Raw genomic sequence first — 14575 nt, forward strand, 5'->3', positions numbered from 1 at the left:
GGTGGTCAAGCAAGCAGTAGCTATTATTCCATAATAGCTACTAGAGGAAGCGTAAATCTGAGCATGTAGTAATAAGGGCTGAGCGAATTTTGCTCCGTTTTTCTAATTGTCAAAGGAAATTATAAAATTAGCCCATGTGGATAAAGATGGGCATGTTGAGCCACGTCCAGCTCCAGCACCCAGAAACGAGGCGACTTCACGAATCGCCCTACGCTAAGTCATCATCGGCTTGCAAGCTCACCGTGATTCCTTTATCTCTGTTGGCTCGCTCCAGTAATCGGGCGCTAGCGCTTTTGTTCGTAAGTGGTTGTCAGCCCTCTTAAAAACTCTAACCCGTGCATCCAAGATGGAAGCAAATCATTCTCTTGACACAAATGCTAAACCGTTGTATCTTATTTAAAGTCATACTAATTTTATCGGAATAATAAAATATGGTAACGATAAAAATTTTTTGCGCATATGATAAGTTCAACTTCATATGCAAATAATAACGGAAATGACAAACAAGGAGGGTTTATATAATGAGTTTACTTTATACCATTGTAAACATCGCAGTACTAGTTATTTTAATTGGATTACTTATATGGATGCAGAAAAAGCATTTTTCATTTACGAAGCGTGTCTTTACTGGGCTAGGTGCTGGTATTGTCTTAGGTGCTATATTACAGCTGGTTTATGGTACAGGTTCAGAAGTATTAACGGAAACTACGGAGTGGTATAGCATCGTAGGTAGTGGTTATATCCGTTTTCTTATGATGATTGTAGTACCGCTTGTTATGGTGTCGATTATTCAATCCATTATAAATTTAGAAAAAACTGCTGAATTAGGAAAAATGTCAGCTTGGATTATTGGCATTTTAATAACAACAACGATGATTGCTGCCTTGATCGGAATTGGTTCGGCAACACTATTTGACTTAAGTGCTGACCAAATAGAAGCTGGGCATGCAGAAAATGAACGAGGAACAATGCTTGAGACCACATTGGGTGAAGTTGAAAATCAATCAGCTCCACAAAAAATTCTGAATTTCATCCCGTCTAATATTTTCTTAGATATGACTGGAGAGCGATCTACTTCTGTTATTGCAGTAGTTATATTCTCGGTAATTGTCGGTATTGCTGTTCTCGGAGTTCGTAGGAAGAACCCAGAACAGGCAGAAATGTTTACAAAGATCGTTAATTCTCTTTATGCAGTCGTTATGAGAATCGTTACATTAATTTTACGTTTAACACCTTATGGTATTTTAGCATTGATGGCAAATACGGTGGCAAGCACAGACTTCGCAGGCATTGTAGAACTAGGTAAATTTGTTCTCGCATCATATGTTGCGTTAATCGTTATGTTTGTTATTCATCTATTATTAGTAAGTTTATTCGGATTGAACCCGTTCATATATTTACGTAAGGTCATTCCTGTATTAGGCTTTGCGTTTACATCACGTTCAAGTGCTGGAACGATCCCACTAAACATTCAAGCACAACGAAATTCGCTAGGTATTGATCAAGGTATTGCCAACATGTCAGCGTCATTTGGTGCAACAATGGGACAAAACGGATGTGCAGGTATATATCCAGCTATGCTGGCTGTTATGATTGCGCCAACAGTAGGAATCGATCCATTATCACCTGGATTTATATTGCAATTAGTACTTATTATTGGTATTAGTTCATTTGGAATTGCTGGTGTTGGTGGGGGAGCAACCTTTGCAGCATTAATTGTACTTTCCTCCATGAATATGCCAGTTGCACTAGCTGGGCTATTAATTTCCATTGAAGCCTTTATTGATATGGGACGTACTGCTCTTAATGTTAATGGTTCTATGGTTAGTGGGACATTGACATCGAGAATATTAAAAAAGATGGATGTTAAAACATTTAATGATAAAACGGCAATAGAGGAAAGTTCATCCCTTTAAGATTATTGTCAATATGAAGCGGTAGCTTGTAGAGAACTTAGAGTTTCTCTACAAGCTTTTTTGTAGTCTGTGGAATTTAGTGGAATTTATAAAACCTGCCCATGTGGATAAATATGGGTATGTAGAGCAACGTCTAGCTCCAGCGTCCAGCAATTAGGCGACTTCACGAATCGCCCTAAAAAAAGTTATCATTGGCTCGTACAGACTCACCGTGATTTCTTTATCACAGCTGACTCGCTCCAGTCGCTACGTTTCTAATCGGGCGCTTGCGCTTTTGTTCTAAGTTAAGAAAGTATAAAATCAGTGCAATGACTGCGTTAAGCCAAGTAGTTATTTTGAAATGTTAGATGTATATTGGCAATGCTCCGACTAATTACTTCGTGAGTCTACGTAATTAGTCTCCGCTATGAGAAGGTGCAACAATTCTTGTCATAAGTAATAGGTTGACTTTTTTTACAATGGGTAAAGTGAAAATCGTTATCCGTGAGTATAAAAGCAGCTGTGTTACTTCATGCTAGCGTTGTAGAGCCTGATAATAGCGAAGGGCGGCTACTTCAACTCCTGTGGGAAATGTTTGACCTGAAGATCCACTTTTTTGAGCGGGTTTTGCTAAAAAAGTTAGCGGAAGGACAAATCCCACGGAAAGGGAAGTGGGCAGCCGGAGTGGTGGTCAAGCAAGCAGTAGCTATTATTCCATAATAGCTACTAGAGAAAGCGTAAATCTGAGCATTTAGTGATAAGGACTGAGCGAATTTTGCTCAGTTTTTTTATTTAATTGTTTAGAAAAGCCCCGTCTATGCTGGGGTTCCAGAGAGCTTATAACGTAATAAAAAAAGATCTAAGAATATATTTGGAATCAGCTCAAGGAAGTTTATATGAGTGATCAATCTACATTATTTGAAGCGTTTGGTTCATTTACAGGACAAAAAATAAAAGATTCTTTTAGATGCAGTAGTGAAGTGGTGGTATTGATCCTGTACAAGCCAGGCAAGCTACTTGCTTACAAAAAGCTCGTGCGGAAATGAGACACCGCTTCTCTATCTAATCCTTACTGCTTTCATTAGTTATTTTAGCTAATCGGATAACTCGCCGGTTTCGCTAAAAATATAATCGGATTTCATGAATCTATTCGTTTTTTTCTATACGAATCTTATATTTATGTTACTATTTTATTAGGTATTAGGATGCGTATGTTAGTGTTATTAGAAAGAAAAAGGGGGGAACCTGCGTGATATTTTTTAAGCAATTATTCGTAAAAGTAATTAAGTTAAATAATTGGTTTCTGCTATTTGCAACATTAACATTGGTTTTTGCTAGCAGTTACTTTATATATTTTTTAGAACCAGATACATTTGCAAGTCCTTTTGAAGGGCTTTGGTGGACCATGACAACTGTAACAACAGTAGGTTATGGCGATGTTTCTCCAGTTACCGTTCCCGGGAAGCTATTTGCAATGTTTTTATACATTGTTGGGATAGGGCTTATGACAATATTTATCGGTAAAGCAATTGATTTTTTAAGTATCCGCAAACGGTTAAAGGAGGAAGGGAAATTGAATATCTCAACAGAGGGACATATTATTTTAATTAACTGGACAAAAAAAGCAAAAATTACGTTAGATGAGCTTTTACATACGTTTAAGGATATACCAATTGTTGTTATTGACGAAAAATTAGAGAAAACCCCAATATTGCATGAACAAGTAGAATTTGTTCACGGAAATCCAGCGAATCAAGATGTATTATTACAAGCAAATTTGCTGAAGTGCAAATCCGTGATGGTTTTTGCTCCTGAGAATACGATAGCAACATCTCAGGCAGATGGGCAAACCTTACTAATTGCGACCATCCTTGAAGGAATAGGGAAGGAATATAAACAAAATATCTATACCATTTGTGAAGTATTGGAATCGACGCATATTCAAGCATTTAAACATGCCTCTGTAGAGGAATTTATTACTGCAAACGATACAGCTGGGCACCTTGCGGCACGTTCCATACTTTTCAATGGCTCGAGTGAAATCATTCGACAACTGACGAGTCATAAAGGCTACGATCTTTATTCGATTGGTAAAAAAGAAACATGGAACACGTATGAAGAAGCGCGTACTGATTTAGCACAGCAAGGAGCAATGCTAATAGCAAATGGCAACGATTTATCCATAATAAATCAATTGAAAAAACCTATACCAACGGATGCAAAACTATTTATAATTTGTGATCAGCTTACGTATGAAAAAATTGTTACGCAATAAAAATAAACATTTGTTTAACTAGATGGAGACGAGGATAAAACTGTGTTTATCAACAACTGGAATGATGGTTCGTGTAACTAAGCTGCTCCAGAAATCGACTTCACTTTTGACATGCGGCTGTTAAGCTTCCTTGGGGGCAGCGAGATCTTTCCTCTCACAGTAATTACGTATATTTCTGGAGAGTGCGTAGTTTATCCCACAAATAACTGGCAGTAATACCCCCAAGGATTGAAGTTTCACTTTATTTTTGTAATAGCTTTAATACGTTGGATACGGATTGTTTCTCCTTTTCCCTGTGATAGCTATTAAAAGGGCAGCCTTTGTATTTCACACGATCCACTACATTCTTGATCGTAAAGGCTTGAGGATTGAGCTTGTCTGTCAATTCATCCCAAAATAATGGAGTTGCAACAGTGGCATCTACGGTTTTTCTTGGTGAATAAGGGGCAATAATTGTCTTGTTCTTCCCATGTTGCACATAGTCAATATATAATCTGTCATTTCGCTTGTCTTTCATACGTTCAGTTGTAAATAACTGAGGATAAGCATTTTCAACAGTCCATGCAATTGCTTGCGTAAATAATGCGGTCTGCTCATAGGTCATGCTTCTTTCCGGAATAGGGATATAGATTTGCAATCCTTTATTGCCTGAAGTCTTCACAAAGGATGTCAATTTTAAGTCATCTAGTATGGGTTTGATTATTTGTGCCGCCTTTATGGCTAAATGAAATCGTTCTCTATCGGGAGGATCTAAATCAAAGACGATTTCTTGGGGATAGCTACTAGCCAACGTTTGAAACGGAACGTGAAATTCAACAGTGCCATGGTTAGCAAGCCATATGAGTGTATGGAGCGAATCACAAAGAATAGAGCTTTCACCATCCGCTTGTACACGTGGAATAAAATCTGGTGCATACGCTGGTAAATGCTTTTGAAAGAAGTGCTCAGCTTCTACGCCATCTGGTGCACGAATGATAGTTAAAGCACGCTCCTTTAAAAATGGCAGCATATAAGGAGCGATTTCTCTTATATAAATAAGCAGATCTCCCTTCGTTAGATGCCTTTTTGGCCAGAGTAATTTTGTCGTATTTGTCAATTCTATATTTTCAGGAAGCATAGCCATATCAAGATGTAATCTATCAACTGTTAAGTCTTTCGCGTGTACATCAGGTTGTAGTTTGGTAAACTCTGGCTCTCGAAGTTCCCCATCGTATAAATCTAAACTATGGATGGCCGCGCAAATGGCAGGTGGTAACGTGAATACAGAACCTGTTTGTTTACTACCCTTATGGATAAATAGATCTTTTAATGTATGAAGTGCTTCCTCATCTAATCCATGTTTACACTTTCCGATGTCAACGATGGTATCTTCTTGGAAGACGGCGACGGAAAAATAATTATTTCTCATATCGAAGGCAGTTAAGAAACCATGTAATGTTCTCCAATTTTTTATTTTAAACCAATCCTGATGGTTTTTACCGGCCTTATAAGTACTACGTTTTCGTTTAGCAATAATTCCTTCTCCTTTATTTGTAAAAACGCGTTCTAATAACAGCTCAGCATTTGGATATGCGTTTACAAATTGTATGATATTGTTGTGCTTCAGTTGAGAAATGAGAGCTTCTAAAGCTTGCTTACGCTTCGTAAACATTTCTTGGTATAGTTGTCTGCCCTTTTGCATAATAAGATCAAATGCTAGAAAGCTGGCTGGACGATGGATAGCGGCTTCTTGGACCTTGTCTTTATTTTTTAGCCGCCCCCTTTTCTGAATCCAAGCAAAATTAGCCTGATACATGTTATTTAATACAACTAGTTCTCCATCAAGCTGTATAGGTAGAAAGGAAAGAAGTCTCTCTTGATTCCGTTTGCAATATTCGATGATTTCCGGGAACTGTAAAGTTAGATCTTTATTATTCTTACTCATTAGACGGATATTATCGTGCTCCCATTTTAAAACACAACGAAATCCATCGTATTTCACCTCAAACATCCAATTGTCACCTTTAGGTATATCTGTACTTGCTATCGGTTTCATAACATGCATATTTCATGCTCCCTTTTAAAAAGATACGGTTGTATTTATCTTATTTTTACACAAATGCTGTTGTTTAATCAGGAAGGATAAATAAAGTTATTTCAGCCAAACTATGACAAAGGGAGGTATGTGTGAATGCATACAATGTGGAAAGGTACGATAAGCTTTGGCTTAGTAAATATTCCTGTAAAAATGCATGCTGCAACAGAAAATAAAGATGTTAAACTTCGACAGCTGCACAAGGAATGCCAGTCACCAATCAAATATGAAAAAAGTTGTCCGGTCTGTGATCGACCAATAGAGAATGATGAAATTGTAAAAGCATATGAGTATGCCAAAAATAAATTTGTTGTACTGGATGAAGAGGATTTAAAAGCATTACAGAAGGAACAGGAAGATAAAGCAGTGGAAATTGTCGACTTTGTACAATTAGAGGAAATTGATCCTATTTATTTCGAAAAAAGCTATTATTTATCTCCGAACGAAGGGGGAGCAAAAGCATATGGTCTGTTACGAAATGCTTTAAAAGATACAGGTAAAATAGGGATAGCCAAAATGATCATCCGGTCAAAAGGACAGTTAGCTGTTATTCGTGTTTACGAGAATACATTGGTAGTAGAAACCATTCATTACCCTGATGAGGTTCGTGATGTGAAAGACGTACCAAATGTACCTGATGAAGTGGAAACCGAAAAAAAAGAGCTTGATACGGCAAAAATGCTTATTGATCAATTAACAACTGAATTCGATGCTACGAAATATAAAGATGAGTATCGTACAGCATTACTCGATCTAATTGAACAGAAAAAGAACAATGATGAATCTACTGCTACAGCAACAGAAAAGCCTGCTCCAGAGGCAGCTACAAACTTAATGGATGCACTGCAGGCCTCATTGGATCGAGCGAAACAAGAAAAGCCAAAGCCAAAGCAACCGAAGAAAAAGACGAAAACAACGGCAAAAAAGAAGAAGACAGGCTCATAAAGAGGCTGAGACAAAAGAATGAAGAATCCAATTAAAAACGAACGATGATTGGTTGAAATTAATTATCGTTCGTTTATTGATCAGAATCATTCATTTAGCACCTGAAATAAGTGAGACTCTGGCGGGAACAGTACGAGTCCGAAGATTCACGTGGTAACGTGTTTTTCTTTACCAAGTTAGCTGTGGCCGTGCTCGTGGAAAGAGCGTATATTTTCACGGTGCGGCGATGATACTCCTATTGATAACATGATTATTCGTATTTTCAGTAAAGAAGTTGTGTTTTGTCCCAGCCTCTTTTCATGCTGTCAAAAATGTCTCGACAGGCTACTTACGAAGTGTACAAAACGTCATGTGTGGAAAGAAGTGAAAGAACGGGTTTGCTTGGACTGGCCTTCTCATAAAGGAAAGTGGATTTACCCGAATAAGAAAAGAGAAAAGTAAAACGTAGCCTCGCAGCTTTAAAAGAACTGCATGGGCTGCGTTATTGTTGTTTTCACGAAAAGCAATTGATATTCGTCCACCCACACACAGGGTTTCTATAAAAGCTGATTTTTCAGTGGAATGCTTCAAAATAGAACTTTGGCCAATTTTACCCCGCATATAATTGGCAGTAAGCCCCACTTCAAGCAATAAAGTGAACCTAATATTGGTGAGTGGGGATCGACTGCAAAGTCTTTAGGTCATATTCTTATGGTACTAACCTTCCGTGGGAGGTAAACATTAACCTCCACGGATTGAATTTTTACTTTATCCATTACATCATGACAGCTTTTTTTCAAATCTTTTACAATAACCTAACAAGTCTATGAAATCGGTTAGTAACCTATTTATTTCTATAAAAAATAGGGTAAAGTGGATATTGCACACTTATTTAACATTGACCAAGGGATAAGTTTCAGAATTTTTTAAAAGAGGAGATGCGTAATGGAAAGAAATGCCTTTTTTGATAATGCAAAAGTGCTATTAATTTTTTTCGTTGTATTCGGTCATATGATCCAGCCTTTTACAGACGGATCTCCGAAAATTAATACGCTATATATGTGGATTTATACTTTCCATATGCCAGCATTTATCTTTCTTTCAGGTTTTTTTGCTAAAGGTTCTGGGAATATAAAATATATCTTAAATTTAATGAAAAAATTACTCGTACCATATGTTGTTTTTCAAATCCTCTATTCAGGATATTATTACCTGATTGGTAAATCTGGATGGGAAACGGATTTGTTTAGTCCTCATTGGGCATTATGGTTTTTATTCAGTTTATTCTGTTGGCATATGTTATTATATTGGTTTAAAAAGCTACCTCCAGTATTGGCAGTAGTTATTTCAATTCAATTAGGTCTAATTGTAGGTTACTTTGGTGAAATTGGTCATACGTTTAGTTTATCGCGTACATTTGTATTCTTTCCGTTTTTCCTAATTGGCTACTTCATTACGGAAAAACAGTTAATGTTGATCAAGAACAAAGGAATAAAGGTAGCATCAATAATAGTAATGGCTGGAATTGCAACTGCTATTTATTATATGCCTGATTTTAATTCAGGTTGGTTGCTTGCTTCTAAATCATATGGAGATTTAGGAATGGGAGAATTTGGAGGACTAGCAAGATTACTTGTCTATTTAACGGCTGCTCTCATGATTGTCAGCGTATTATCGTGGGTGCCTAAAAAGCAATTTAATTGGACTGTTTTAGGAGCTAGAACATTGTATGTCTATCTGCTTCACGGTTTTTTCATTCAATATTTTCGACAAGCAGAATTATTTGAGGTAAATCGAATAATAGATTTGGTTGGTCTTGCTGCTATTTCGTTAGCGTTAGTTCTTCTGTTATCAAGTAGGCCAGTTCTCGGTATTTGGCAGCCAGTTATTGAAGGAAGAGTATCAATTATCAAAAAGACGTATCAAAAAATAAGTAAGCAGCATCCAAAGACAGAATCCTAATCTGATAACAATAAAAGAAAGGGGAAGAATAATCATGAAAGTTTGTGTGTTTGGTGCAAGTGGTTATGTTGGAAGTTCTGTTTACAAACGATTCAAGGCTATCCCCGAAATTACTGTTAGTGGAACATATTTGGATGAACCTGCAATAGTTGCTGATTTAGTAAAATTGGATATAAATGAGCCAGAATCCTTCTCCAACTACTATAAAGCAATGCAACCGGATGTAGTTGTTTGGTCGGTGATGCGCGGACCACAAGAACATCAATTGACGGAGCATGGGCTTCTGCACTTGCTAACCCACCTTACCCCTGAAACAAAGCTCGTTTATATTTCATCTGATTTCGTCTACAGTGCTGGGAATGGTCCGTATGATGAGGAGGATCCCGCAACCCCTTTACCAGATGATCATGAGCTGAGTAATTATGCGAATGCTAAAGTCAAAGCTGAACGCTTTATAACGAATGAATTGACCAATTATGTCATCTTAAGAGTAGGTCTGTCTATGGGGAAAATCAGGTTGGCAGGCTTGATCAACGAACAGATAAACTTTCCTATCATTTACGGTCAGGTAAGCCAATTGCATTCCGTGATGATTTAATTCGTACATTTGTCCATGTGGAGGATTTAGCGGCTGTCATTGTAAAAATGGTAGTTAATGACGTATCTGGTGTATTTAATGCCGGTTCTCCTAAGACTAGAAGCTTTTATGAATTTATGCGATTAATGGCTGAAAAAATGGGTTTCAATCCGGAACTTGTAAGGAAAGCATCTGTCGAGGAAATGGTAGATGGAGAAATGCCGAAGAATACGGCATTACGAACAGAGAAAATAAATAAATTAATGAACCAAATGTTTAGAGAGAACGTATAATAAAATAACCCCCTTTTTTTTAAATATAAAAAACAGACGGCTAAGGATAGGCCGTCTGTTTTTGGTTACATTAATAGCATAGCAGCTTAAAAGATAATATGAGCAATGATTGCAATAATGGGTAGGGTAATTATTGTACGTAACAAAAAGATGATTGCCAAATCTTTAAAAGATACCGGTACCTTAGACCCTAATAATAATCCCCCAACCTCAGACATATAAATTAATTGCGTTACAGAAAGTGCAGCTATAGTAAAGCGGGTTATATCTGCCTCAATGGAAGAAGCAAAGATAGCTGGTAAGAACATATCTGCAAAACCAATTAGGATTGTTTCTGAAGCTGCTTCAGCAGCAGGAATTTGTAAGAGTTCTAATAACGGTATAAATGGCATACCAAGCCATTGGAAAACAGGTGTATTTTCGGCAATTATTAAGGCGATCAGTCCAAATGCCATCACGACAGGAGCGACACCCATCCACATGTCTAGGATGTTTTGGCCACCTTCTTTTATGAATTTATACACACTTGTTTCCTTCTTTGCACGGTTCAATGCTTTTCGGTATCCAAAGGTAAACACGTTGTCACCTTTCGGAATTTCTTCAGATAATCCTTCCGCCTCTTCGTTTACATACGTATTGGATTTGCGCGAGAGCGGAGGAATCCGAGGCATGATTAATGCAGCAATAAATCCGGCTACTAAGACTGTTCCATAAAAAGGTAAGAACATATCTTGGAGTTCAACTTCCGATATCACTACTAATGAAAAGGTGATCGATACGACAGAAAATGTTGTACCGATTACAGCAGCTTCTCGTTTTGTATAGTAACCTTCTTCGTATTGTTTACTAGTAAGTAATACGCCAATTGTCCCGTCACCAACCCAAGATGCTAAAGAATCAATGGAGGAACGTCCTGGTAAACGAAATAATGGTCTCATGATTTTCGTCATTAATGTACCGAATAATTCAAGTAAACCAAAATTCATAAGTAATGGTAAAAACAATCCGGCAAATAAAAATACGGCGAATAATACATGCAACAGATCATCAAGTAATAATTGTCCAGTTGCTTCACCATGAACAAATTCTGGACCAATACGGAAGTAAACCATTACTGCAAATATGGCAGCTATAACACGGGTAATTGTCCAAAATGTGCTCACATGAAAAAGCTGTTGAAAAAAAGGAGTCCCTTTTAATTTTTCCCTTCCTATAAGCTTAGCGAATACACTCATTATTGCAGTAATAACAATAATTACCATCATAATAGCAGATAACTGATCAGCAAGTAGGGTTTGAACCTTCCCAGCAAGTATGGCTATTGGTATCGTAAGCCCTTCTTCTGTCTGTATAGGTGACATAAATAAAAAGATACCAATTAAGGATGGGATGATAACCTTAATATGGTCTTTTATGGTAAAGTGATTATTCTTCATAAGAACCCCCATTGTTCCATATTTCTTATTTATTATAAGGGAAATATACGCATTATCCAACTATTTATTAGGACCGACTTGTTTTAAATAAGTAGATAATCGGGTACATATCTAAAGAGGTGTTGAAGGTGAATAAGGGGCTTAAATATAGATTAGTATATCGCTGCAGTATCATGATCTGGATGACAATCAAATTTATTTTTCTCATGTACAAGTTCCATTTTAGAAATAAAGTATGGGATGACCGGACGATCGCTAAATGGAATATATTAGTAACAAAATTAGCAAGAGAATATCGTAATAAGGCTGTTGAATTAGGCGGTGTATTAATTAAGGTTGGGCAATTCCTTAGTACAAGGACTGACTTTATGCCCGATGCGTTCCTCAAAGAACTAAGTGGATTGGTTGATCGTGTCCCACCAATGCCGTTTAGCTATGCGCGGAAGCTATTAGAAGAGGAATGGGGAGGGGACATCTATGAATATATAGAGGATATTAAACCGACGTCCATCGCATCTGCATCCATAGGTGAAGTTTATTTAGCCAAGTTAAGAGAAGACCATTCAGACGTAGCAATAAAAGTACAGCGTTATCGTGTTGAGGAAATTTTTCATATAGATTTTAAAGCACTTCGAATCGTTTTTTGGTTGATTTCTGTATTTACGTCATTTGGTAAGAAGGCCGATTTACCTTCCTTATACCGAGAACTTATCACGGTTATGAATAAGGAGCTAGATTTTCAACAAGAGTTAAAGCATGCCTGTTACTTTCAAGAGAGATTCCAAGATAATAAGGCCATACATATTCCAAATTATATAGAGCAGTTATGTACGAAAAAGGTCTTGGTGATGGAGTGGATAGACGGTGCAAAAATAACGGATGTCTCGTATATGCATCGACATCAGGTTTCAACGCAGCAGATAGCTAGAAGCTTATTTGACTTTTATCTAGAGCAATTTTTGAATGAAGGTATGTTTCATGCAGATCCCCATGCTGGAAACATCTTGATTCAACAGGATGGAACGATTGTAATTATTGATTTTGGCATGGTTGGAGAGGTACGAAAGCAGGATACGCATTATTTCAAAAAACTAATACAAAATATAATTATGGATGATTACGATCGGGTAATCGAAACATTAGATGAAATGAATTTCATATTACCTCAGGCGAATCGAAAGAAATTAAAACAAATGATTAGACAGACCATTGCTATGTATCAGAATGGTTCATTAAATACAATGGATGCTCATACAATGGAACAATTAAAAGAAGATATTCGTTTGTTTATAAGTGATCAGCCAATCCAATTATCAGCGGATTATGCGTATTTAGGAAGAGCGATATCAATCGTTATAGGTATCCTACTAGCCATTTATCCAGATATAGATTTGCAGAAATGGGCAAAGCCTAAAATTAAAAAATGGTTTGTTGGGAGAAATTTAGCGGAATCCATTTATAAGCAATATGTAAAGGATGCAGTTCAACCAGTATTATCCTTTCCAAAAGCTATGTTAGGTTGGCTAGAAAATGGGGAAAAGGAAAGAAAGTGGGAGAGAGAGAAGCAACAAAAGCAACTGACACATAATTACTTTGTTTTACTTGAAGTAATCTGTTTTGTTCTACTATTGGTTAGTGTTAGCTGTATCCTATTTGGCTATTACCAAAACTTAGGGCGATTGACCACCATTGCTATATCCGGAGCAAGTATATTTGCTGTAATGATGATTTTATTATTCATGAAGCATTACCGCAACATTCGATCAAAGTAATAAGGAGGAGATACACATGAATGATGTCTTAAAAAAAGGTTTTCTTTTGGGATTAGGAGCTGCAGTAACTAGTAAAGAGAAGTTTGAACGCAAGGTAAAGCAACTGGTCGATAAGAATGAACTAACACAAGATCAAGCACGCACGGTTCTGCAAAATTTTGTGGAGAAAGGTGAAATGAAAAAGGATGAATGGAATACGCAGCAATATGAGCAAACACAGAAGCTCGCTAAAGAGTTTGGATTAGCGACAAAGGAGGATGTTAACGAGTTACGGGCTCGTATTACTGAGCTTGAAAACAAGCTTGAAGATCGTTCAGAATAATGAATGAGGCTGCGATAAAATGATTTCAATGTAAATAGGAAGTAATTTCGTGCAAAAACCCACTTGGGAAATATACTTGCTCTTCGGCTGATGACGGATTATCGTGCTATACACTAAGGGGGTGCCGATATCTTCCCAAAGGATAAGCGATACATCGCATGCAAAAAAAGCGCTCTTTTTTCAAGAAGTCTCGTCTCCATATATAGCGAATGCAATGTATGGTTCGTCTTCATGGTTTTGATTTCGTTCCTGCGTCATTTAAATGTGCCATGATGGCGATGAATATAGGATTTGAAGAAAATACTTCACAAGCTCGCTTAGGGAGGGAAAATTGTCATAATACAGGGAATCTATTTTGTCAAAAACAGTAGTTATCTGTAAATTCTGCCTATTTATCATATTGTAGTTGATAATCACCATAAACCGAGGTACAATAGAATAGCATTATCAACTCGTTTCATACTAGGGGGAATCTTAAGCGTATGGTTAGCTTTTTAGAAATATGTAAAGATATGGAGAAGAAGCTTGGCAGAAAATTGCAGGATAACGAAATCAGGTTTTTGCAATGGATGTATAAACGCTATAAAGAAGAACAACCCAAAAGAATTTTGGAATTGGGGTAGAGAGTATGGAAACTGATGCTCATTCGTTTTTTCATCGAGTTGATAGGGAAAAAGATAACCAGTATACGAAAAAACAAGGTCCTGCAATACTCAGGACTTTTTTGTAGTCTAGGAAATTATAAATTAGGCCATGTGGATAAATATGGAGGTGTTAGGCCGCCGTCCAGCTCCAGCGCCCAGAAACGAGGCGACTTCATGAATCGCCCTACGATATGCCATCATCGGCTCGCAAGCACACCGTGATTCCTTTATTTCTGTTGACTCGCTCCAGTCGCTACGTTTCTAATCGGGCGCTTGCGCTTTTGTTCTAAGTTAAGAAAGTATAAAATCAGTGCAATGACTGTGTTAAGCTAAGTAGTTATTTTGAAATGTTTGATGTCTATTGGCAATGCTCCGACTAATTACTTCGCTTTCGGCGGGCA

The 14575-nt window shown here is 37.3% G+C and carries 11 protein-coding genes; 9 read left to right on the forward strand and 2 right to left on the reverse strand.

Annotated features, from left to right (window positions below):
• Window positions 1–521: 521 nt before the first annotated feature.
• The 3 genes from ABDZ84_RS06965 (at window position 522) to ABDZ84_RS06980 (ending at window position 4170) form a co-directional block, all read left to right on the forward strand.
• On the forward strand, window positions 522–1916 hold the full coding sequence (locus ABDZ84_RS06965) for an L-cystine transporter (RefSeq protein WP_026679599.1): 1395 nt from the start codon (window positions 522–524) through the stop codon (window positions 1914–1916).
• Between the two features lie 483 nt (window positions 1917–2399).
• Window positions 2400–2615, forward strand: a complete 216-nt coding sequence (locus tag ABDZ84_RS06970) for a hypothetical protein (RefSeq protein WP_166530964.1) — start codon at window positions 2400–2402, stop codon at window positions 2613–2615.
• Between the two features lie 529 nt (window positions 2616–3144).
• Entirely contained in the window at window positions 3145–4170 is a 1026-nt protein-coding gene (locus tag ABDZ84_RS06980) for an ion channel (RefSeq protein WP_026681836.1), read from the forward strand.
• Between the two features lie 241 nt (window positions 4171–4411).
• Here ABDZ84_RS06980 and ABDZ84_RS06985 read toward each other — a convergent pair whose 3' ends face one another.
• Window positions 4412–6214, reverse strand: a complete 1803-nt coding sequence (locus ABDZ84_RS06985) for a DNA ligase D (RefSeq protein WP_121603974.1) — start codon at window positions 6212–6214, stop codon at window positions 4412–4414.
• Between the two features lie 126 nt (window positions 6215–6340).
• Here ABDZ84_RS06985 and ku point away from each other — a divergent pair, with 126 nt between their 5' ends.
• From ku to ABDZ84_RS07005, 4 genes are all read left to right on the forward strand, one after another.
• The gene (ku, locus tag ABDZ84_RS06990; protein WP_026681834.1) at window positions 6341–7189 is read left to right on the forward strand and encodes a non-homologous end joining protein Ku; all 849 of its coding nucleotides are present in this window, start codon (window positions 6341–6343) and stop codon (window positions 7187–7189) included.
• 924 nt (window positions 7190–8113) lie between these two features.
• Window positions 8114–9130: an acyltransferase family protein gene (locus ABDZ84_RS06995; protein ID WP_026681833.1), complete on the forward strand. Its 1017-nt coding sequence runs from the start codon at window positions 8114–8116 to the stop codon at window positions 9128–9130.
• 34 nt (window positions 9131–9164) lie between these two features.
• The gene (locus ABDZ84_RS07000; RefSeq protein ID WP_246484918.1) at window positions 9165–9728 is read left to right on the forward strand and encodes a sugar nucleotide-binding protein; all 564 of its coding nucleotides are present in this window, start codon (window positions 9165–9167) and stop codon (window positions 9726–9728) included.
• A 47-nt stretch (window positions 9729–9775) separates the two neighbouring features.
• Window positions 9776–10000 carry an SDR family oxidoreductase gene (locus ABDZ84_RS07005; RefSeq protein ID WP_246484916.1) on the forward strand — a complete coding sequence of 75 codons (225 nt, stop codon included), beginning with the start codon at window positions 9776–9778 and terminating at the stop codon, window positions 9998–10000.
• 86 nt (window positions 10001–10086) lie between these two features.
• On the opposite strand, the gene ABDZ84_RS07010 is transcribed toward ABDZ84_RS07005, so the two are convergent.
• The gene (locus tag ABDZ84_RS07010; protein ID WP_026681832.1) at window positions 10087–11436 is read right to left on the reverse strand and encodes a YjiH family protein; all 1350 of its coding nucleotides are present in this window, start codon (window positions 11434–11436) and stop codon (window positions 10087–10089) included.
• 128 nt (window positions 11437–11564) lie between these two features.
• Between ABDZ84_RS07010 and ABDZ84_RS07015 the strand changes: the two genes are divergently transcribed.
• Window positions 11565–13208 (forward strand): ABC1 kinase family protein, encoded by a 1644-nt coding sequence (locus tag ABDZ84_RS07015; protein WP_026681831.1) that lies wholly within the window; start codon window positions 11565–11567, stop codon window positions 13206–13208.
• 16 nt (window positions 13209–13224) lie between these two features.
• Window positions 13225–13530, forward strand: coding sequence for a phasin family protein (locus ABDZ84_RS07020; RefSeq protein ID WP_026681830.1), 306 nt, complete (start codon window positions 13225–13227; stop codon window positions 13528–13530).
• Window positions 13531–14575 lie beyond the last annotated feature (1045 nt).

Origin of the sequence: Virgibacillus salarius (assembly GCF_039521925.1) — a bacterium.
Classification (GTDB): domain Bacteria; phylum Bacillota; class Bacilli; order Bacillales; family Amphibacillaceae; genus Virgibacillus; species Virgibacillus salarius.

Bases quoted from the DNA above. Each gene is read 5' to 3' on its own strand.
- ABDZ84_RS06965 (WP_026679599.1), top strand. From the start codon at position 522: ATGAGTTTACTTTATACCATTGTAAACATCGCAGTACTAGTTATTTTA.
- ABDZ84_RS06985 (WP_121603974.1), bottom strand. From the start codon at position 6,214: ATGCATGTTATGAAACCGATAGCAAGTACAGATATACCTAAAGGTGAC.
- ku (WP_026681834.1), top strand. From the start codon at position 6,341: ATGCATACAATGTGGAAAGGTACGATAAGCTTTGGCTTAGTAAATATT.
- ABDZ84_RS06995 (WP_026681833.1), top strand. From the start codon at position 8,114: ATGGAAAGAAATGCCTTTTTTGATAATGCAAAAGTGCTATTAATTTTT.
- ABDZ84_RS07000 (WP_246484918.1), top strand. From the start codon at position 9,165: ATGAAAGTTTGTGTGTTTGGTGCAAGTGGTTATGTTGGAAGTTCTGTT.
- ABDZ84_RS07005 (WP_246484916.1), top strand. From the start codon at position 9,776: ATGGTAGTTAATGACGTATCTGGTGTATTTAATGCCGGTTCTCCTAAG.
- ABDZ84_RS07010 (WP_026681832.1), bottom strand. From the start codon at position 11,436: ATGAAGAATAATCACTTTACCATAAAAGACCATATTAAGGTTATCATC.
- ABDZ84_RS07020 (WP_026681830.1), top strand. From the start codon at position 13,225: ATGAATGATGTCTTAAAAAAAGGTTTTCTTTTGGGATTAGGAGCTGCA.